The sequence below is a fragment of the Pseudomonas sp. BF-RE-25 genome (genome assembly GCF_019956105.1).
Classification (GTDB): domain Bacteria; phylum Pseudomonadota; class Gammaproteobacteria; order Pseudomonadales; family Pseudomonadaceae; genus Aquipseudomonas; species Aquipseudomonas migulae.
This window is the reverse complement of record NZ_JAHBDB010000020.1, coordinates 67,579-88,031: the sequence shown is the minus strand read 5'-3', so window position 1 is coordinate 88,031 and position 20,453 is coordinate 67,579. Positions and strand designations below refer to the sequence as shown.

At 60.1% G+C, this 20,453-nt stretch carries 20 protein-coding genes; 6 read left to right on the top strand and 14 right to left on the bottom strand.

The features are described from left to right. Window positions 1-837: 837 nt before the first annotated feature. The 6 genes from pepN to KGB24_RS11115 are packed head-to-tail and all read right to left on the bottom strand — an operon-like array spanning window position 838 to window position 7,348. Window positions 838-3,495 (bottom strand): aminopeptidase N, encoded by a 2,658-nt coding sequence (gene pepN, locus KGB24_RS11140; protein ID WP_223414514.1) that lies wholly within the window; start codon window positions 3,493-3,495, stop codon window positions 838-840. A 10-nt stretch (window positions 3,496-3,505) separates the two neighbouring features. Further along, window positions 3,506-4,336, bottom strand: a complete 831-nt coding sequence (locus KGB24_RS11135; RefSeq protein ID WP_223414513.1) for a DUF2797 domain-containing protein — start codon at window positions 4,334-4,336, stop codon at window positions 3,506-3,508. Next, window positions 4,333-4,593 (bottom strand): YeaC family protein, encoded by a 261-nt coding sequence (locus KGB24_RS11130; protein WP_008028592.1) that lies wholly within the window; start codon window positions 4,591-4,593, stop codon window positions 4,333-4,335. Before KGB24_RS11130 ends, KGB24_RS11135 begins: the two co-directional genes overlap by 4 nt. A gap of 27 nt (window positions 4,594-4,620) precedes the next feature. Beyond that, window positions 4,621-5,490, bottom strand: coding sequence for a rhomboid family intramembrane serine protease (locus tag KGB24_RS11125; RefSeq protein WP_223414512.1), 870 nt, complete (start codon window positions 5,488-5,490; stop codon window positions 4,621-4,623). After that, on the bottom strand, window positions 5,487-6,461 hold the full coding sequence (locus KGB24_RS11120) for a metallophosphoesterase (protein ID WP_177318882.1): 975 nt from the start codon (window positions 6,459-6,461) through the stop codon (window positions 5,487-5,489). Before KGB24_RS11120 ends, KGB24_RS11125 begins: the two co-directional genes overlap by 4 nt. Further along, on the bottom strand, window positions 6,458-7,348 hold the full coding sequence (locus KGB24_RS11115; RefSeq protein ID WP_008028599.1) for an NAD(+) kinase: 891 nt from the start codon (window positions 7,346-7,348) through the stop codon (window positions 6,458-6,460). Before KGB24_RS11115 ends, KGB24_RS11120 begins: the two co-directional genes overlap by 4 nt. A 112-nt stretch (window positions 7,349-7,460) precedes the next feature. Here KGB24_RS11115 and KGB24_RS11110 point away from each other — a divergent pair, with 112 nt between their 5' ends. Further along, window positions 7,461-8,411, top strand: coding sequence for a DUF1853 family protein (locus tag KGB24_RS11110; protein WP_223414511.1), 951 nt, complete (start codon window positions 7,461-7,463; stop codon window positions 8,409-8,411). A gap of 104 nt (window positions 8,412-8,515) precedes the next feature. On the opposite strand, the gene KGB24_RS11105 is transcribed toward KGB24_RS11110, so the two are convergent. From KGB24_RS11105 to KGB24_RS11095, 3 genes are all read right to left on the bottom strand, one after another. After that, complete coding sequence (locus KGB24_RS11105) at window positions 8,516-9,799, bottom strand: arsenic transporter (RefSeq protein WP_008028602.1); 1,284 nt, start codon at window positions 9,797-9,799, stop codon at window positions 8,516-8,518. A 29-nt stretch (window positions 9,800-9,828) separates the two neighbouring features. After that, window positions 9,829-10,176, bottom strand: coding sequence for a metalloregulator ArsR/SmtB family transcription factor (locus KGB24_RS11100; protein ID WP_223414509.1), 348 nt, complete (start codon window positions 10,174-10,176; stop codon window positions 9,829-9,831). 134 nt (window positions 10,177-10,310) lie between these two features. Beyond that, window positions 10,311-10,871, bottom strand: a complete 561-nt coding sequence (locus KGB24_RS11095) for an NADPH-dependent FMN reductase (RefSeq protein WP_008028605.1) — start codon at window positions 10,869-10,871, stop codon at window positions 10,311-10,313. 176 nt (window positions 10,872-11,047) lie between these two features. Between KGB24_RS11095 and KGB24_RS11090 the strand changes: the two genes are divergently transcribed. Both KGB24_RS11090 and KGB24_RS11085 read left to right on the top strand, forming a co-directional pair. Next, window positions 11,048-11,275 carry a hypothetical protein gene (locus tag KGB24_RS11090; RefSeq protein WP_008028606.1) on the top strand — a complete coding sequence of 76 codons (228 nt, stop codon included), beginning with the start codon at window positions 11,048-11,050 and terminating at the stop codon, window positions 11,273-11,275. An 88-nt stretch (window positions 11,276-11,363) separates the two neighbouring features. Next, window positions 11,364-12,257: a LysR family transcriptional regulator gene (locus KGB24_RS11085; protein ID WP_223414508.1), complete on the top strand. Its 894-nt coding sequence runs from the start codon at window positions 11,364-11,366 to the stop codon at window positions 12,255-12,257. On the opposite strand, the gene KGB24_RS11080 is transcribed toward KGB24_RS11085, so the two are convergent. From KGB24_RS11080 to dnaQ, 3 genes are all read right to left on the bottom strand, one after another. Continuing rightward, on the bottom strand, window positions 12,223-12,837 hold the full coding sequence (locus tag KGB24_RS11080; RefSeq protein WP_223414507.1) for a GNAT family N-acetyltransferase: 615 nt from the start codon (window positions 12,835-12,837) through the stop codon (window positions 12,223-12,225). The two genes, KGB24_RS11085 and KGB24_RS11080, sit on opposite strands and share 35 nt — an antisense overlap. Before the next feature lie 14 nt (window positions 12,838-12,851). Further along, window positions 12,852-15,107, bottom strand: coding sequence for an Orn/Lys/Arg decarboxylase N-terminal domain-containing protein (locus KGB24_RS11075; RefSeq protein ID WP_223414506.1), 2,256 nt, complete (start codon window positions 15,105-15,107; stop codon window positions 12,852-12,854). 239 nt (window positions 15,108-15,346) lie between these two features. After that, a complete protein-coding gene (gene dnaQ / locus KGB24_RS11070; RefSeq protein WP_008038265.1) occupies window positions 15,347-16,105 on the bottom strand; it encodes a DNA polymerase III subunit epsilon in 759 nt (252 codons plus the stop codon). A gap of 190 nt (window positions 16,106-16,295) precedes the next feature. On the opposite strand from dnaQ, the gene KGB24_RS11065 reads away from it, so the two are divergent. Then, on the top strand, window positions 16,296-16,607 hold the full coding sequence (locus KGB24_RS11065) for a DUF2388 domain-containing protein (protein ID WP_223414505.1): 312 nt from the start codon (window positions 16,296-16,298) through the stop codon (window positions 16,605-16,607). A gap of 136 nt (window positions 16,608-16,743) precedes the next feature. On the opposite strand, the gene rnhA is transcribed toward KGB24_RS11065, so the two are convergent. Both rnhA and KGB24_RS11055 read right to left on the bottom strand, forming a co-directional pair. Beyond that, window positions 16,744-17,196, bottom strand: coding sequence for a ribonuclease HI (gene rnhA, locus KGB24_RS11060; RefSeq protein WP_008028618.1), 453 nt, complete (start codon window positions 17,194-17,196; stop codon window positions 16,744-16,746). Between the two features lie 90 nt (window positions 17,197-17,286). Beyond that, window positions 17,287-18,045 carry a methyltransferase domain-containing protein gene (locus KGB24_RS11055; RefSeq protein ID WP_008028619.1) on the bottom strand — a complete coding sequence of 253 codons (759 nt, stop codon included), beginning with the start codon at window positions 18,043-18,045 and terminating at the stop codon, window positions 17,287-17,289. Window positions 18,046-18,110: 65 nt separating this feature from the next. Between KGB24_RS11055 and gloB the strand changes: the two genes are divergently transcribed. Both gloB and KGB24_RS11045 read left to right on the top strand, forming a co-directional pair. After that, window positions 18,111-18,878 carry a hydroxyacylglutathione hydrolase gene (gloB, locus tag KGB24_RS11050; protein WP_223414504.1) on the top strand — a complete coding sequence of 256 codons (768 nt, stop codon included), beginning with the start codon at window positions 18,111-18,113 and terminating at the stop codon, window positions 18,876-18,878. A 99-nt stretch (window positions 18,879-18,977) separates the two neighbouring features. Beyond that, window positions 18,978-20,435 carry a transglycosylase SLT domain-containing protein gene (locus KGB24_RS11045; protein WP_223414503.1) on the top strand — a complete coding sequence of 486 codons (1,458 nt, stop codon included), beginning with the start codon at window positions 18,978-18,980 and terminating at the stop codon, window positions 20,433-20,435. Window positions 20,436-20,453 lie beyond the last annotated feature (18 nt).

The following is a 20,453-nucleotide window of genomic DNA, read 5'->3' as shown; positions in this document are numbered from 1 at the left end:
TGCCCTCGCTCCGGTCCTGCTCCGTGGGCCCGCCGCCATCGGCCATCCATGGCCGGGGGCGGCTAACCCGGCATCCATGCCGGGTTGCCCACTGCGCAGAACCTGCGCTCGGCCTCTCGAGGGGGCGCTCAGATCAAAAGCGGAAGGCGAGCTAACGCTCGGCCTGATGAGTGGTGAAAAGCAAAAGCGTATGGGGTTCCCTGTAGGAGCCGGCTTGCCGGCGAAAAACGTCTGGGCGACGCGTTCATTCAGGCAGCACGCGTTATCGTTGACGTCCATCGCCAGCAAGCTGGCTCCTACAATTTTGAATCGTGTGAACCCAATCCCCGTGTAGAAGCCGGCTTGCTGCGGGCGGCGTTCCGACGATAGCGGTGGGTCAGCGACACATGTATCGCCTGAACGGACGCCATCGCCAGCAAGCCGGCTCCTACAGGGGGATGCGTGCGATCAAAGAGCCAGGTCGGCTGGCAGGCCGCCTCGCTTTTGCTTTTGCTTGGTTTTTGATTTTGATCTGCCCCGTCGGGAGGCCGAGTGGAGGTTCTGCGCAGTGGGCAACCCGGCATGGATGCCGGGTTAGCCGCCCCCGGCCAGGGATGGCCGATGGCGGCGGGCCCACGGAGCAGGACCGGAGCGAGGGCATGGCGAGCATTAGCGAGCCACCGTACGTCAGGGGCAAAGCCTTTTGGTTCCTTTTCGGCGTTTGGAAAAGGGACTCGCCGTAAGGGCGAAACCATAAGCAGCCGTTACCGCAGCAATGGATATGCACACCATCAAAAAACGCGCCCGACACACAACCTTCGCGGGCAAGCCTCGCTCCTACAGGTTCCAACGCCAAACTCAGGCCAGGCTTTTGCTGACCACTTCAAACACATCGCTGGACAGTTGACCCGAAGCACGAATCCGCTCCAGCTCCCCTTTCATCAACGCCTGACGAGCATCGTCGTATTTGCGCCAGCGCGTCAGCGGCGCCAATTGGCGAGAAGCAATCTGCGGGTTGAACCCGTTCAGTTCGATGACCAGATCCGCCAGAAAGCGATACCCCGAACCATCCGCCGCATGGAAGTTGATCAGGTTCTGCCCGGCAAACGCACCGACCAGCGCCCGCACCTTGTTCGGGTTCTTGATGTTGAACGCCGGATGCTGCATCAACTGACGCACCCGCTCCAGCCCACCCGGCAACGTACTGCCCGCCTGAACGCTGAACCATTGATCCATGACCAGCGGATTGTCCTTGAAGTGCTCGGCAAAACCGGCCAGCGCCAGGACTTTTTCTTCTTCGAACGGCGAATTCACCAACACCGCCAATGCCGTCAGGCGCTCGGTCATGTTGTCGCTGGTCTCGAACTGCTCAAGCGTCGCCGCCATTACTTGCGATTGACCACTGAGCATCAGGTACGACAGCGCAATGTTCTGCAAGGCGCGACGGGCAAAGTGCTCGGCTTCGGCAATGTACGGGGTTTGTTTCGACAGAGCGCGGTTGGCCTGGTAACGCGACCACAACGCCTCGAACAAACCGTCTGCCAATGCCTTGCGGGCAAACTCGCGAGCGATGTGGATGGCATCAACATCAGCCACTTCGCTGATCTCGGTCAGATACGCCTCACCCGGCAGCGAGAGCATTTCGGCGACCATCGCCTGATCCAGCGTCTCATCCGACAGCACCGTGCGCAAGGCCGAAATCAGGCGCTGATCCAGCACCAGTTTCTCACCCTTCTGCTGCTGGGCGATCAGCTCTTGCAGCACTTGCACCGACAACTGCTGACCGGCATCCCAGCGGTTGAAACCGTCGCTGTCGTGTTGCATCAGGAACATCAGTTGGTCGCGGTTGTACGGGAAGCTCAGTTTCACCGGTGCCGAGAAGCCGCGCAGCAACGAAGGCAGCGGTTGCTCAGCGATATCGACGAAGGTGAAGGTCTGTTCGGCTTCGGTCACCGAAATGACACGCGAGGTGCCCTGGGCGCTGGCTTCGCCGGACAGGCGCAAGGCAACAGGCGCGCCTTTGGAGTCCAGCAGGCCCAATTCAACCGGGATCACAAACGGCAGTTTTTCAACCTTGTCCGGGGTCGCCGGGCAGCTTTGACGGAACGTCAGGCTGTAGGTTTTCGCTGCAGCGTCGTAGGACTCGCTCACCGCCAGACGCGGCGTGCCAGCCTGGCTGTACCAGCGTTTGAACTGGGTCAGGTCGACACCGTTGGCATCTTCCATGGCCTTGATGAAGTCATCGCAGGTCACGGCCTGGCCGTCATGGCGCTCGAAATACAGGTCGCTGCCTTTACGGAAACCGTCGGCGCCAAGCAAGGTGTGGATCATGCCGACCACTTCCGAGCCCTTTTCGTACACGGTCAGGGTGTAGAAGTTGGAAATCTCGATGAAGCTGTCCGGGCGCACGGCGTGGGCCATGGGACCTGCGTCTTCGGCGAACTGATGAGTACGCAGGTAAGCCACGTCCTGGATGCGTTTCACGGTGGCCGAGTTCATGTCGGCGGAGAAACCGGAATCGCGGAACACGGTGAAGCCTTCCTTCAGCGACAACTGGAACCAGTCGCGGCAGGTCACGCGGTTGCCCGACCAGTTGTGGAAGTATTCGTGAGCGACGATCGCTTCGACACGCTGATGCGCGGCGTCGGTCGCGGTTTCGGCGCGTGCCAGCACAGCGCTGGAGTTGAAGATGTTGAGGCCCTTGTTCTCCATGGCGCCCATGTTGAAGTCGTTGACCGCAACGATCATGAAGATGTCCAGGTCGTATTCACGACCGTAAACCTCTTCGTCCCAGCGCATGGACTTCTTCAGGCTGTTCATGGCGTGCTGGCACTTGTCGATGTTTTCCGGCTCGACGTAGATGCGCAGCGCCACGTTGCGCTCGGTCATGGTGGTGAAGGTGTCTTCAACGCACCACAAATCACCGGCCACCAGTGCGAACAGGTACGCCGGTTTCTTGAACGGGTCTTCCCAGGTCGCCCAATGACGGCCGTCTTCGCCAGGACCGCTGGCAATCGGGTTGCCGTTGGACAACAGCACCGGGTAGCTGTGCTGTTCCGCGACAACCGTGGTGGTGAACGTGCTCATCACGTCCGGGCGGTCGAGGTAATAGGTGATCTTGCGGAAGCCTTCGGCCTCGCACTGGGTGCAGAACATCGTGCCGGACTTGTACAGGCCTTCCAGCGCGGTGTTGGTTTCCGGGTGAATGCGGACGCTGGTGTCGACCGTGAAGCTGGTGCTGGTCGGATGCAGCGTCAGATGGTTCTCGGTCAACTGATAGTCGGCAGCTGTCAGTTCGCGGTCGGCCAGGGTCACCGACAGCAGATCGAGTTGCTGACCGTCCAGCACCAGCGGCGGCAGGCCCGGGCCACGCTCAGGGTTGCGGCGCATCACCAGTTGCGCATGGACCAGGCTGTGGTCCTCGAACAACTCGAAGGTCAGGTGCGTCTCGTCGATCAGGTACTCAGGCGCCTGATAGTCTTTCAAATAGATCATCTTCGGTTGTTCGGTGCGCATGCTGGAGTCCTTACTGATGCACGGCGAGCTGATAAGCCGTGTATTTACGAATATTGATCACGCCGGTGTCGAAGATCAGGTACTGGCCCTTGATTCCCAGCAGCGTGCCTTCGGCAATCGGGTTCTTGTCCAGGTTGAAGCTGACGATTTTGGCCGGGTATTGCTCCACCGGATAACGGATTTCCAGCGGCTCGACATCGCTAATAGTCTGGATCGCCTGCAGACCAAATCGTTCCTGCAAGGTTTGCAGGCCTTCGGCGCAGCTTTCAAACAGCTGATCGCGAACTTCGGCCAGGTCCACCGAAACCGCTTCGCCCTTGAGTAAAGCACGCCAGTTGGTCTTGTCCGCCACCTGACTGCGGAACAGGTCTTCGACGAAGCCTGACTGCTGACGGGTCGCAACACGCATGATCGGCAACGCCTGACGAGCGCCCTGGTCGATCCAGCGCGTCGGCAGTTGGGTCGCGCGAGTAATCCCGACTTTGACCCCGGACGAGTTCGACAGATACACGATGTGATCGGTCATGCAGAACTTCTCGCCCCACTCCGGCTCACGGCAGGTGCCGGCGTCGTAGTGGCAGCGCTCCGGGCTCATGATGCAGACATCGCACTGCGCCAGTTTGGTCATGCACGGGTAGCAGTAACCCTGGCTGAAACTGGTTTTGGTCTTGCGTCCGCAATGGCAGCAGTGGATCGCCCCCAGGTATTCCAGGCGTACCGTGGTGCCGATCAACGGGTTGACCGGCACTTCGACATCGTCCAGACGAAACGCGTACTGCACGTCGGCCCCGTCCAGGCGGGCCGACATTTTACTGATTGCACCGCGGCCAATCTCGATCAATGGATGGCATCCGACTTGAACAGGATATTCGGCACTTCAATCGACTTCGAGCCACATTCCTGCACGCCCATGTAACCGGTGCGCTGGTCTTCGGGCAGGTTCTGGATTTCCCAGGCGATCATCGCTTGCAGCGACAGTTCGCGTTGCTCGGCGGTGAGTTTGCCACCGTCGGACCATTTGCCGATTTCCACCGCCAGTTTCAGGCTCTGGTAGATATCGGGGGTGATGTTTTTGATCATTTCGTTAAAAGAGGACATCAAGGTCTCCGAACTTACATAACTTTTTTAGGCGGCCAGTTTACGGCGGTTGTACAAACCACCCAACAAACCGGTGAAGCATCCGATGAGTAACCCGCCGACGTGGGCGGCGTTGGCGATTTCACCGAAGCCGATCATCGAGACCAGCCCGGACAGGCACAGCAGCAGCCACACCAGCATCATCACCAGCACCCCGCGAGGCAGGCGATAAGCGCGGCTTGGCGACAGGAGCTGAAAGATCCAGCAATGCCCGAGCAGGCCATACAACACGCCGGACAACCCGCCAAACAAGGTCGGGCCGCTGAAATAAAACTGCGCGTAGTTCGACACCAGGGCGAACAACAGGGTCAGGCCGATCAGGTTGATGCCGCCTTGACGCGACTCAATGCGGCGCCCCAGTTCCCAATACCACATGCCGTTCATGGCCAGGTGGAGGATGCCGAAGTGGATCAGCATCGGCGTCACCAGACGCCACCACTGCCCCGCTGCCAGGCTGTCGGCCAATGGCGTGAAATGGATGTATTCGCCGACCACCCGGAAATCGAGGAAGGTCAACCAGCGCATCGTGTCGAGGTTTTCGCCCAGCAGCGTCACCGCACCGACGATCAGGCTCAGCAGCAGCACCGCCGCCGTCGCTTTGGCGTGGCGCAATTGCTCGACGAAACCGGGACGCTTCGTGGTTATCGCCACCGGGATGTCCAGTTGCTGATCGGGATCACCCGCCGGAAAACGCTCGTACAACGCACGCACGTCTTCACTGATATTGGCGGGCACCCACAGCACCTGCTCGCCCTGCTCTTCGCTGACCCGATGCGGCACCTGCATGCGTTGCAGCAGTTTGACGAACCCGCTCAGATCCACCGCCAGTGGCAGGCGTAAAACGGCCACGGCGCTCATCGCAGTGCCTCCGGCCGTTCGACGTCGACCCAGACGAATTTGTGCGGATCGAGCCGGGTTTCCTGATCCAGTCGATAGGCGACCAGCTTGCCGTAAAGCACCGCGCTGTAATCCAGGCAGGCCAGGTTCGGGCGGATCGGCGCCGGTTTGCCGCTGCGCCAGTAGTGGCCGACGAACAACAAGGGCTCGTCAACGCCATAGCGCAGCAAGGTGTTTTTCTCGGTGGACGACAGCGGCGTCCGGGCCACGGGTTCCGGTAAAGCGTCAGGTTGGAACACGATGTCTCCGTAGGTTTGCGGGTCGTCTTCCCAGAATTTGGTGCGGAAGAACGAGCGCGTCAGGCCATCGCCGCTGGTCATGGTCAACCCGTCAGGCAAGCGCATGTCGGTGCCACGCAGCAAACGGTCGAACACGGTGCAGGCAAAACTGCCCGGCACGGCCGAGGCCTGGAGGAAATGTTCATCGACGCAACCATCGGAAAACAGCGCGCGCAGCGGCTCGATCAGGCCCGAATCCCAGCAGGCATGGACCACGCGAAAACGCCCGGCATCCACAAACAGCGGCAGTTCGTAGAACCATTGCTGGAAGTCATGCCAGTCGGCGGGATGGTCTTCAAACTGGGTCAGGGTTTCACCCAGCAGGCGCGCATGACGCGGCGTGTGTTCACGGACGAATTGCTTGCCGCTGCCCGGCGGCGCTGGCGTGCTCCAGCCGAGTGCGTTGAATTCATGGTTGCCCATGATGCACAACGCCTGGCCGGCCTCGACCATGTCGTGGACGATGTGCAGCGCCTCGCGAATCCGCGGGCCGCGGTCGATGATGTCACCGACGAACACCGCCATGCGCGACGGATGCCGCCAGACGCCGGCCTGTTTGTGATAACCGAGCAGGTCGAGCAAGTGCTCAAGGGTCAGGGCGCAACCGTGCACGTCACCGATAAGGTCATAACTTCGCGCGGGATCGAGCATCAGTCGCCTCCACCCCCCAACTTGCTGCCCCAGCCGAGTTTGGTCCGGCAGACTTCGTAGTAATTGTGGTCAAGCGGATGAATCAGCCGCAGCTTCTGCGCTTTCTTGCTCACGGTGATGGTGTCACCCGGCGCGCAGGTGAAGTGGTTCTGCCCGTCACAGGAGACTTGCGGGTAGATCTGCATATCCTTGGACACGACGATTTTCAGCTCACTGTTGCCATCGACCACAATCGGTCTACCCGACAAGGTATGGGGGTACATCGGCACAATCACAATAGCGTCAAGTTTGGGGTGCATGATCGGGCCGCCCGCCGACAGCGCGTACGCGGTCGAGCCGGTCGGCGTGGAGACGATCAGGCCGTCGGCCTTCTGGCTGCAGACAAACTGGCCATCGATGTACAACTCGAACTCGATCATGCGCGTCGATTTGCCGGGGTGCAGCACCACATCGTTCAGCGCATCGCCCTGGCCAATGGCCTCGGCGTGGCGGCGGACTTCGGCTTGCAGCAGGAAGCGGTTTTCCACCAGATAGTGGCCGTCGAGTACTTCGGCGACTTTGACTTCCAGTTCATCGGGGCGAATATCGGTCAGGAAACCGAGGCTGCCACGGTTGATGCCGAGCACCGGAATATTGTGTCGGGCCAGTGCGCGTGCGGCGCCAAGCAGGCTGCCGTCACCGCCGACCACAATCACCATGTCACAGACTTCACCGAGCATCTTGCGCGACGAAGTTTGCAGGCCATGACCTGGCAGGACTTCAGCAATGGTGTCTTCGAGGATCACGTGCAGGTGACGATCGAGCAGAAACCGTTTCAGTCGGCGGACGGTATCCAGCACCTGCGAACTGCCCAGGCGACCGATGATGCCGATATTACGAAATTGCTCCATGGTGCCCCTACGGTTTGCGACGGCGAAAACCACGATTATGGGCGAAAGCGCGGGATAGACAAAATCCTTTCAGCCACAAGGGCGCACTCAGGTTTAGGGCTATGCTCGCAAGATGATCCTATTTCCCGATTTGCTGCAGTTACCCCACCAGTTGCGCCACCCCGAGGTCCGCGACCTGGCCTGGGTCATCCTCGCGCCGCCGATGCTGGAGGTCACGCCGTGGCCGCAACGTCATCCACTGGCCGGCAGTGACTGGGTGCAGGCGCCGGAACGGCTGGAACTCTGGCTACGGCAACTGGATCACGACAGCTATGACTTGCTGCACTGGCTGGCCCAGGCCCGGACCCGGCGCCTGGGTCTGTATTACGAACGGCTGTGGCAATACGCGGTGCGCCATGCACCGGGCATCGATCTGATTGCCGCGAACATGCCAATCCGTCGCGAAGGCCACACGCTGGGCGAACTGGACATGCTGCTGCGCGATCGCGACGGCGTGCATCACCTGGAACTGGCGATCAAGCTTTACCTCGGCCCGCAAAATGGCGCGGGGCATAACACCGCGCAATGGCTGGGGCCGGGCTGCCATGATCGGCTGGACCGCAAACTGGCGCACCTGAGCCAGCATCAACTGCCGATTTCCGCGCGACCGGAGAGCCGCGAGGTCCTGGCGGCGCTGGACATCCAGCAATTCAGTGCGCATTTGTGGCTGGGCGGCTATCTGCTGTACCCGTGGCCGGGGCAATCCGAAGCCCCGAGCGGTGCGCACCCGCAACATCTGCGCGGTAGCTGGCTGCATCAAAAGGACTGGAATGATTTTGTCACGCAGCGCCCGTTCGGTCGCTGGCAACCCCTGCCCCGCCATGCCTGGCTGGCGCCGGCGCACTACCCGGCCGAGCAGACCTGGAGCACGCAACAGCTGCAAGCGTGGCTGAGCGATCTGGAACCGCTGGCGCCGGCGCAGTTGTTGGTACGGTTGATCGAGAATGCCAATGGGGAGTGGGAGGAAGCGGAGCGGTTGTTTCTGGTGGCGGACCTTTGGCCGAATGTGCCGGGCAGTGGTTAGTTTTGTAGTGGCTGGACCGGCCTCTTCGCGGGCAAGCCTCGCTCCTACAGGGATATGTGATCCCCTGTAGGAGCGAGGCTTGCCCGCGAATGGGTCGACGCGGTCTAAACGGACAATCGCACAGCCAACGCCGCCAACGTCACCAACAACACCGGCACCGTCAACACAATCCCGACCTTGAAGTAATACCCCCAGCCGATCCGAATGCTCTTGCGCTCCAGCACATGCAGCCACAACAACGTCGCCAGGCTGCCAATCGGCGTAATCTTCGGCCCCAGGTCACTGCCGATCACGTTGGCGTAGATCATCGCCTCCTTAACCACTCCGCTCGCCTGACTCGCGTCAATCGACAGCAGACCAATCAGCACCGTCGGCAGGTTATTCATGATCGACGACAACAGCGCCGTCAACACACCCGTGCCCATGGCCGCGCCCCAGACGCCGTAACCGGCAAAACCGTCCAGCCAACCCGCCAGATACCCGGTGAGCCCGGCGTTACGCAGGCCGTAGACCACCAGATACATGCCCAGCGAGAAAATCACGATCTGCCATGGCGCTTCTTTCAGCACCTTGCGCGTGGAAATCTTGTGGCCTCGGGCAGCAATGGCCAGCAGCAACGCCGCGCACACCGCCGAAATGGCGCTGATGGGAATACCCAGCGGTTCCAGCGCAAAACACCCGATCAGCAGGATCAGCAACACCGCCCAACCGGCATAAAACGTCGCCTTGTCGTGGATCGCACTGGACGGATGTTCCAGTTGCTCAGGGTCGTAATCCTTGGGAATGTCGCGCCGGAAAAACCACATCAACACCGCCAGTGTCGCCGCAACGCTCACCAGGTTGACCGGAACCATCACCGCCGCGTAGCGATTGAAGCCGATGTGGAAGAAGTCGGCGGAAACGATGTTCACCAGGTTCGATACCACCAGCGGCAGGCTGGCAGTGTCGGCAATAAACCCGGCGCCCATCACGAACGCCAGGGTCGCCGCCGGGGAAAAGCGCAACGCCAGCAGCATGGAAATCACGATGGGCGTGAGGATCAGCGCCGCCCCGTCATTGGCAAACAAGGCAGAGACCAGCGCGCCGAGCAGCACCATATAGGCAAACAACTTGCGCCCACTGCCCCGTCCCCACCGCGCGACATGCAGTGCCGCCCAGGCAAAGAACCCCGCCTCATCCAGCAACAGGCTGATGATGATCAGCGCGACAAAAGTGCCGGTGGCGTTCCAGATGATCTGCCACACCAGCGGAATATCACTGAGGTGCACCACACCGAAAATCAGCGCCAGCACGGCGCCGAACACCGCACTCCAACCGACACCGAGGCCTTTGGGTTGCCAGATCACCAGGGTGATGGTCAGCAGGAAAATCAACGACGCAATGAGCATGCAAAGCAGCCTTCAACAGAAATCAGGGATTAACAGCAACGTACAGGTCGATCGGTCATGGCTTGAAGGCGTGCGACATCGGCAGCCAGCCAGCCTTGATGTTCAGCCAGCGCGCCGTGCAGCAGAGTGACGACCCAAGGCGCCAGGTCCGGGTGCAGGCGATAGAACACCCATTGTCCCTGACGGCGGTCCGCCAACAGGCCATTACTGCGCAAGAGCGCCAGGTGACGGGAAATTTTCGGCTGACTCAAGTCCAGCCCGGCGGTCAACTCGCACACGCACAACTCGCCTTCGCGGGCGATCAACAGCGCGATACGGCTGCGCGTGTCATCGGCCAGGGCCTTGAAAACATCGACGGGACTGTGAGATTCGGACATACAGGAAAACGCCTCCGGACAAACGAGGCGTGAATATATGGAATTTCGAATATCCAGTAAAGCAAAGTCTGGAAACGATTGTTTGATGCCGCCGCTGCCGAGCCTGCATTCGGCAGCAGCTATCAAAGTGGTTTTCAGACTTTCTTATGCTGCTCGACCCACTGCCCGTAAGCATTGATGAAACTCTGCAAAAACGGCTTCACCGTCTCGGACAATCTGCCCGCCTCATCGAAGGCCGAACCGGCACCGCTCAAGTAGGCTTCCGGTTGTTGCATGCAAGGCACATTGAGAAACACCATGGACTGGCGCAAATGATGGTTGGCGCCAAACCCGCCGATAGCCCCCGGTGAACAGCTGATCACCGCACCCGGTTTGCCACCCCAGGCGCTCTTGCCATATGGACGCGAACCGACGTCGATTGCGTTCTTCAACGGTGCAGGAACCGAACGGTTGTATTCCGGGGTGACGAACAGCAACGCGTCGGATGAACTCACTTGTTGCCGGAAAGTGCTGTAGGCTGCCGGCGGTGATTCGCCATCGATGTCTTCGTTGTAGAGCGGCAAGTCGCCAATTTCGACGATGTTGAGCTTGAGATTTGCAGGTGCCAGATCGGCCAGGGCCAACGCCACCTTGCGGTTGATCGATTCCTTTCTCAAGCTGCCGACCAGAACGGCGATCGTGTAGACATTGCTCATGGAAGATTCTCGACTGTCCGAAGGAAAGAGCTTGTAGTTATAGATGACGATTCAAGCAGTGGGCGACTGAAAAACGCCGCCCCTGACTATTTTTTTCCTGTAGGAAAACTTACCTCGCCCAACCACGGTCTACAGAACCGCAAATTGAGTGATTTATCTCCAGAGGTTCTAAGCAGATGGCAGCAGTACTCGTCAGTCAGTTCCATGCAAGAGACGCGGAAGGCCGTGTCTATTCCGTGCATGAGTTCCAGGAATCCACCCCTTCGGCAGACGGCCTCACCGCTGTCACCACTTACAAGCTGGCCATTGGCGACCGCGTCAACAAGCTTGATGAGAACGAGTTTCTGCTGGTGCAATCGGGCGTCACCCTCATTCGTGAACCCGAAGCCAGCGTCGCCTCATAACCTCGCGTTATGAGCAGAAGTCTTATGCGCGGACTTGGGTTAGGATTCAGCCACTGACTCCCTCACCTGCTGAACATGGACTTCACGCATGCGTTTACGTCATATCGAAGTGATCCAGGCGCTCCTGCAGACCGGTCACCTTGGCACCGCCGCCGAATGGCTGCAGCTGTCAGTGGCCGAGGTCGAAGGCATTCTGCGTGACGCTGAGAGTCAGTTGGGTTTCATGCTGTTTTCCAGCGTGCGTGGACGCTTGCAAGCCACGCGCGAGGCGCGGGAGCTCCAGGTCGAAATCGCCCACGTCTACGATGCGCTCGAGCCGGTCCTGCGACTGGCCAGCAGTCTCAAGCAATATCAGGCCCCACCCCTTCGCATCATTTGCACGCCGCCCCTGGCACAACAGTTGTTGCCACAGAGCATCGCGGCGTTGCGCCGGCGTCTCCCCGACGTGCCTTGCAGCCTCCTGAGCCAACCCACCCGCGACATCGTCAGAAGCCTGCTGCTGCGCGAAAGCGATCTGGGCCTGAGCCTGCATGATCCCGACCACGCCGATGTTCATTGCCAGGTGATTGCCCAGGGCAAACTCCAACTGCTGGCCCCCCATGGCTGGCTGCAACCGAAGCAAAAGTACATTTCGCTGCAAGACCTGGCAGGGCAGTCGATGGTCGGCCTGGAAGGTCATGATCCGCTGAGCCCGGCGCTCGACAACAAACTGCACGCCCTGCGCCCTGCCCCGGTGATTCACACCCGGGTTCAGACTCACCAGATGATGCGCAGCATGGTCGAAGCCGGTGAAGGCTTGGCGATTGTCGACCCGTTCACCGCGCTCGGGGCCAAATCCGCTGGCCTGGATGCCTGCCCGCTGGCGCCCGCCGTGCCGATCAGCGTCTACGCCCTGACCCTGAAGAACGGCGAGCCTTCCCCCGCTCTTCAGGCTCTGCTGGACATCGTCACGGAACAAGCCGTGGCGATGTTGGCGAGCTGATCGGGCTTTCCAGCGGATTGTCGAATAATCGATACCAGAACAATGCGATTTCGGCGGTGTTCGGGTCGATGCCGCGATAGCGCAGATGATCGACACCCCCCATCACATAACCGCAGCGCTCATACAGCCGACACGCGCCCAGATTGTTGTTCTGGGTTTCTAGCATGATGCCCGGCAATTTTTTCTTGCGGCTCCAGAACTGCGCCACATCCAGCAGCGCCTTGGCTACGCCATGCCGGCGGGCCGGCGCGTGGACCGCCAACTCATCGATATGGGCAAAGCCGTTCCAGTTGGTGCTGACCACCAGGTGGCCCACTGGCTCATCATCGAGATAGGCCATGAAAATCGCGCTGTCGGCGGCGTCGCGGAAACTGCTGAATTCCTCGGGATCGATGCCATAGCACTTGCGGTAAGGGGTGATTGACGTGACCGCCCATTGCTCCATCGGTTTGCCGATTTCGGCGGCGACATAGGCCGTGACTTCAAAACTGAAATCACTGCCCCAGATGTAAGCCGCAAAGCCATCGTCGGCAACGCGAATCGACAGCCCTGGGTATTTCGGATTCATGACCGGTTGCATACTGGGAAAGGTCCTCACTCCTTGATGCAATCGACGGTGTAATGCCGTCCATTGCCCTCGTCTTCGTGTTGCAAGCCGTGCACATCGACGACAAACCCCGGGAAACTGCTATCGAACGTGCGGGCAAACGCCAGGTAATCGATGATCGAGCGGGTCGACTCGGTGAAACGTTCGCCGGGCATGATCAACGGGATACCCGGCGGGTACGGCACCAACATCACCGCGGCGATGCGGCCGTCCAGTGCATCGATAGACACTGCTTCCACCTCGCCACGCACCAGATGATCATAAGCGTCAGCCGGCTTCATGGCGATTTCCGGCAACACGGTGTACATGCGCTTGAGATGTTTGGCCGTGGCATTGCTGCGGTAACAGGCGTGCAGTTGATCGCACAAATCGCGCAGCCCCATGCCCTTGTAACGCGCGCCTTCCTGCTGCGCCACGCAGGGCAGGCAGGTCACGAGGCTGACGTTGGCGTCATAACTGCGCTTGAACTCCAGCAACTCGGTCAGCAACGTGCTCCATTTGCCCTTGGTGATGCCCATGGAGAACAGCACCAGAAATGAATAGAGCCCGGTCTTCTCGACCACCAGCCCACGCTCCCAGAGGAATTTGCTGACCACCGCCGCCGGAATCCCGCGTTCGCTCAACGCACCACCGGCGGTAAGGCCCGGCATCACCAGCGTGACCTTGACCGGATCGAGCAGCACGTAGTCATCGGTCACGCCGCCAAAACCGTGCCAGTCGGCATCGGGTTGCAGCAGCCAGTCTTCCGTCACCACGCGCTCGATGCCTTCCACCGACGGTGGCTGCCAGATGGAGAACCACCAGTCATCAGCGGCAATGTGCTGACGCAAATTCGCCAGTGCCCGACGGAAACTCAGGGCTTCGTCGAACATCTCCTGCAACAGCGAGCGACCCGCCGGACCTTCCATCATCGCCGACGCCACATCCAGAGAGGCGATGATGCTGTACTGCGGCGACGTGGAGATGTGCATCATGAACGCTTCGTTGAAGCGGTCGCGATCCAGTTGCCGCGCACCGCCGTCCTGGACGTGAATCATCGAGGCCTGACTGAACGCCGCCAACAGTTTGTGGGTGGAATGGGTGGTGAACACCAGCGGGCTGTCCGCACTGCGCGCAGTGCCCATGCCGTAACGTCCGGCAAAAAATTCGTGAAACGCCGCATAGGCATACCAGGCCTCATCGAAATGCAGCACCTCGACGCTGTTGCCCAGGCTTTGCTTGATCAGTTCGGCGTTGTAACAGAGGCCGTCGTAGGTCGAATTGGTCACCACCGCCAGTTTGACCTTGGGCGCACGGCCCTTGGTCAACGGGCTGGCGTCGATCTTGGCCTGAATCGATTCGCGACTGAACTCACTCAGCGGAATCGGGCCGATGATCCCCAGCTCGTTGCGTTCCGGGCACAGGTACAACGGAATCGCGCCGGTCATGATGATCGAGTGCAATACCGACTTGTGGCAGTTGCGGTCTACCAGTACCAGGTCATCGCGGGCGACCATCGAATGCCAGACGATCTTGTTGGCCGTCGAGGTGCCATTGATCACGAAAAAGGTGTGATCGGCGCCAAAGTTGCACGCCGCTCGCGCTTCCGCCTCGGCCAGAGGGCCGGTGTGGTCGAGCAGCGAACCGAGTTCCGGCACCGACACCGACAAGTCCGAACGCAGGGTGTTTTCCCCGAAAAACTGGTGAAACGCCTGCCCCACCGGGCTCTTGTGATAGGCCACGCCGCCACCGTGGCCCGGCGTGTGCCAGGAATAATTGGAGTCGGCGGTGTGTTGCACCAACGCCTTGAAGAACGGTGGCAGCAGGCCATCCAGGTATTTGCGCGCAGCTCGCGCGACCTGCCGCGCCAGAAACGGCACGGTGTCTTCGAACAAATAGAGAATGCCGCGCAGCTGATTGAGCTCGTCCATTGCATCGGCCGGGGCGTTTTCCAGCGTCACCTGCTCGCCCAGCGCGAAAATCGGCAAATCCGGTGCACGCACCCGCGCCAAGCCGATCAGTTCGGCCATGTTCTGCAACAGATGGGAGTTGGCGCTGGGGTCTTCGGCGGCGATCAACATGCACGAGAGGCCATGATGGGTCGACGCGACCAACCGCCCCTCGGTGTAATCCATTGCCGAGACAATGCTGAAACCTTCCTGCTCCAGCTCCCGGGCGATGCCACGCACCCGATCACCGGCAACCGTGTCGGTCTTGATGTCGCGATGGACGATCAAGACCGGGAATCTCAAATCTTTATACATGGGGCTCAGTGTCCTGAGGCGGCAGTCCGTAGCCTGCCAATAACCTCAGGGTAGAGGGTTGAGGCGCTTGTGGCGAGTGCAATGCCCCGAAATGGGTCATCGATATCAGCAGTGGATCGCATAACCCTGTAGGAGCCGGCTTGCTGGCGATCGCGTCCGTTCAGGCAATGAACGTGTCGACTGCCCCACCGCAATCGCCAGCAAGCCGGCTCCTACAGATTCGATGTCTATCTGGAGATTTACGCCTGAGCTTCAGCCTCAAGCAGTTGCTGCCACAGCGATGGCGCACCAGCGGATTTGGCGATGACTTCCAGACGGGCCATGTGTTGCGCCAAATCATCTTCACTGGCGCGGATGATACGGGTTGGCTGGCGATCGGCCGGCAAACGGCGGATCTCCGTGGCGGAGTTGTCCGCCCCTTCGCCGGACCCGTTGCCGTCGGACGCATTGCCGGCCAGCGACAGGCTGGTCTGGCCGCCGGTCATGGTCAGGTAAACGTCGGCGAGAATCTCGGAGTCGAGCAAGGCGCCGTGGAGTTCACGACCGGAGTTGTCGACGCCATAACGTTTGCACAAGGCGTCGAGGCTGTTGCGCTGCCCCGGGTGACGTTCCCGGGCCATCATCAGGGTGTCGAGGATCGAGCAGTGTTGCGTGATGTCCGCACGATCGTGCTGGCCCATCAGGGCGAATTCGTTGTTGATGAAGCCAACGTCGAACGCCGCGTTATGGATGATCAGCTGCGCGCCCTTGATGAATTCGAAAAACTCATCAGCCACTTCAGTGAAGCGCGGCTTGCCCACCAGGAATTCGTTGGTGATGCCGTGAACGCCGATGGCGCCTTCATCACTCTCGCGGTCCGGTTGCAGGTAAACGTGAAAATGCCGGCCGGTCAGGCGCCGACCGATCAACTCGACACAACCGATTTCGATAATCCGGTGGCCGTCGGTCACCGGCATGCCGGTGGTTTCGGTATCGAGTACAACGGATCTGGTGGCCATCAGTGCTCAGCTCTCAACGGGTCAATCGTGCAAAAGCGGCGATGTTAACACGCCCACGGGATCGGGCGTGCGCACAGGTAAATGACCGAAGCTCATGCAGTTTTTAACAATCATTAGCAATGTTCATAAAGTCTGGCAAAGAACGGCTTGATAGCGTGCGCGGCTTGTTTCCGATGGATTTGAGTTCGTCATGACCACCACACAATCGCTACGCCTGCTGGTTCTGGGCGGTTGCCTGATCGCAACCACCGCCCAGGCCACCAGTTTTGTAATCAGCACCGATATCACGTTGAGCCTGACCTTGAGTTCGTCCAAGGGCACGAGCGGATCATTCAAGGACGACAAGATTGTGCTGGCGGCCAAGGACGATGCGGCAGCGTTTGTGGCGAGTGACGGGGAGATTCGCGGGGCGCGGATTGAAGCGGCATTTGAAAGGATTCGGGGCGGACTGAACGATCAGTATTCAGACCAACAACTGGCCAACGCCATTTTGATGCTGTGATTGTGATCAGGTGCACCGCGTTATCGTTCTTCGCGAGCAGGCTGGCTCCCACATTGGATCTCCATTAGGCAGAAATCTCATGTGGGAGCGAGCCTGCTCGCGAATGCCGTGACGCGGTATATCGACAGTGCCGAAATCAGGCTTGTTTGTAACCGCGCACTTCATCCACGCCACGGTTAGCCAACTGGTCGGCCCGCTCGTTGCCGTGATGCCCGATGTGCCCGCGCACCCACTTCCAGGTGACGTTGTGGCGGTTGACCTGCTCGTCCAGCAATTTCCACAGATCAGCGTTTTTTACCGGCTCTTTCGCTGCCGTTTTCCAGCCGCGTTTCTTCCAGTTATCCATCCATTCGTTGATGCCTTTCATCACATACTGCGAGTCCGTCACCAGCAGCACGTCGCAGGAACGCTTCAGTTCTTCCAGCCCGCGAATCGCGCCCATCAGCTCCATGCGGTTGTTGGTGGTGTTGGCTTCGCCACCCCAGAGTTCTTTTTCAACGCCCTTGCACACCAGCAATGCGCCCCAGCCGCCTGGGCCAGGATTGCCCTTGCAGGCGCCGTCGGTGAAGAGTTCTACGCTATCGCTCATGCCAATCTATCCAGAAAATGCGGTGGCCCGCCGATCGTTGATCGACGATGCCCGAGGCCGGGACGCGCCCGGCCGGGAATATAAAAAGTGTTACGGCTCGATGTTGCGGCGGTTGACCTTGGCCATCGGCAATGGAATCAACTTGCCCATCGGCTCGCGACGTTCCTGACGAACCGGCCGCAGGCCGACCACGATCTTGCGCGCGACCAATAAATAGAAGCCGCCACCCGACAGTTGCCAGTCACCGGCCTTGCGTTCCCAACCGGCCAAACGGGCTTGCCAGGCCGGGGACGCAAGCGGCGGACGATAGCACCCGAAGCGGCGTTTCTCCAGCGCGAAGCCCAGCAGGTTCAGCCAGTCGGCGACCCGCGACGGCGAAATGCATCGAGCCTTGCGCAAGGCGTCATGGGCGAATACGTGGCGCAAGCCCCAGCTGCTCCAGGGGTTGATCCCGATGATCAGCAAATGCCCGCCGGGACGTACGCTGCTCGCCGCTTCGCGCAGCAAACCATGGGGCGACAGGCAGAAATCCAAGCCGTGCTGCAACACCACCACATCGGCAGCATGCTCGCTCAACGGCCAGGCCTGCTCTTCACACACAATCTCGACACCCGGCAATGGCGCACCCAGCCGCACATTGCGCTGGACCTGCGGCGCCGACGGCGGTGTCTCGGCCGAAGGACCGTAATGCACCAGATAGCCACCGAAGAAGCGCCCCAGCTCGTCTTCGAGCATGCGTCGTTCTTCGTCCAGCAGAAACTGCCCGAGGGGGCCGGACAGCCATTCACGGGCCGCGCTGATCAGGGCCAGCCAGTCAGGATCAGCCTGAGCGAACGCTTTATCAGTCATTGCATTCTCCAACGCGCCAGGAAGTTCTAAGATGCGCCATTGTTTTCCGCTTGGCGAATCCGACGATGATACAGATCAGTGCCCTGCCCGCCTTCACCGACAACTACATCTGGTTGTTGCAAGACCCCGACACGCGACGCTGTGCGGTGGTCGATCCCGGCGATGCCGCGCCGGTCCAGGCCTGGCTCGCGGCGAATCCGGGTTGGGCACTGAGTGATATTTTGATCACTCACCATCATCACGACCATGTCGGCGGCGTCGAACAGTTGAAAAAAGCGACGGACGCGAAGGTCTACGGCCCGGCCAGTGAAACCATTCCGGCGCGGGATGTCGCGCTCAAGGACAACGACCGTATCAGCGTGCTGGGTTGGGACTTTGAGGTCATCGAAGTACCCGGTCACACCCTGGGACACATCGCTTTTTATCATCAGGGCCTGCTGTTTTGCGGCGACACCCTGTTCGCCGCCGGTTGCGGACGGCTGTTTGAAGGCACCCCCGAGCAAATGCACACCTCGCTGACGCGCCTCGCCTCCCTTCCCGAGGATACGCAGGTTTATTGCACGCATGAATACACCCTGAGCAACCTGCGCTTCGCCGCAGCGGTCGAACCGGGTAATCCGCACACGGCCGCACGGCTGGCAAAAGTCACCGAACAACGTGCAGCGGGCATCATCACGCTGCCTTCGTCGATCGCTCTGGAAAAGCTGACAAACCCGTTTTTGCGTACCGGCGAAACATCCGTTAAAGAAAAAGTGGACGAACGGAATGGCACCTATAACCGGGCTCCGAGTGCGGTTTTTGCTGCTCTGCGCGCTTGGAAGGATAAGTTCTGAGAGGGCTTGCCGTTGGTGCGAAAAATCTGAATGGTTGACCGCAGAGGGTGCGCTTTCTAGAATCGCCCGACATTTTTGCCCGGAACTTACTTCCAGCCAATGTCGTCATCTATTCGTAAAGCCATCAATTCAGACGCATTGACCCGCTTGGCTCAAGCCATAGCGGTGGCTGTGTCCGCCACTCTGGCGGGCTGTTCCAGCCATGTGCCGCAGACCGACGCGGCACATACCCCGAATATCGCCGCGCGAGCCAAACAGAAGCCCATCTGGCTCAGCGAAAAGCCTAGCCCGCAAATTCCACAGGACGTCTGGGAGCGCATGCGCCAGGGCTTCCAGTTGCAGGAAGGCCTGGGCGTCAACCCGCGCATCGAGCAACAGCGCCTGTGGTTCGCCAGCAACCCTTCCTTCCTCGAAAACGCCGGCGAACGCGGCAGTCTCTACATTCACTACATCGTCGAACGCCTTGAAGAACGCAACATGCCGCTGGAACTGGCACTCCTGCCAGTGATTGAAAGCGCCTACAACCCAATGGCCTATTCCCGGGCCGACGCGGTTGGCCTGTGGCAATTCATTCCCTCCACCGGGCGTTACTTCAACCTGCGTCAGACCCGTTTCTACGATGGCCGTCGCGACATTACCGCGTCGACCACCGCCGCGATGGATTACCTGACCCGTCTGCACGACATGTTCAACGGCGACTGGCTGCTGGCCCTCGCGGCTTACAACGCGGGCGAAGGTACGGTCAGCCGGGCCATCGAACGTAACGAAAGACTTGGCCTGCCTACCGATTACTGGAACCTGCCGCTGCCGTCGGAAACCCAGGCCTATGTGCCGAAGTTGCTGGCCCTGTCGCAGGTGGTCCTGGCACCCGAAGCCTACGGCGTGAACCTCAACCCGATCGCCAACGAACCGTATTTCCAGGCCGTCGAAATCAACCAGCGCATGGACCTGTCCAAGGTTGCAGCGGTGGCCAATATCGACGAAGACGAGCTGTTCCAGCTCAACCCGGCCTTCAAGCAGCGCACCACCACTCTGGACGGTCCTCAGCATTTGCTGGTGCCGACGTCCAAGGCGCAACTGCTGACCGCCAGCCTGTCGACCATGCGTCCCGAAGAGCTGATCAGCAAGAAGTCGCTCAAACCGGTGTTCGAAGGCGCAGACGATACCCAGATCGCCAGCCTCAAACGCGCCTACCGCGTGAAACGTGGTGACAACCTCGGCACCATCGCCAAGGCCAACAAGGTCGACGTAAAAGACCTGCAACGCTGGAACAAGCTGACCGGCAAGGACCTCAAGGTTGGCCAGACGCTGGTGATGCAGGACAAGACCAAGCGCAGCGCCGGACGCGTCAACACCGTAGTGGCCGCCAACACCAAGACGAATGGCAAGACGGACACCAAGAAACCGCAGACCCAATACAAGGTCCAGCAAGGTGACTCGCTGTACATCGTGGCCAAGCGTTTCAACGTTGAAATGCAGCACCTCAAGCGCTGGAACCCGCGTGTCGGCCAGGCGCTGAAGCCGGGCCAGATGTTGACGGTGGCTTCGCCGCACTAAAAAAAGCCCCTGACTTCA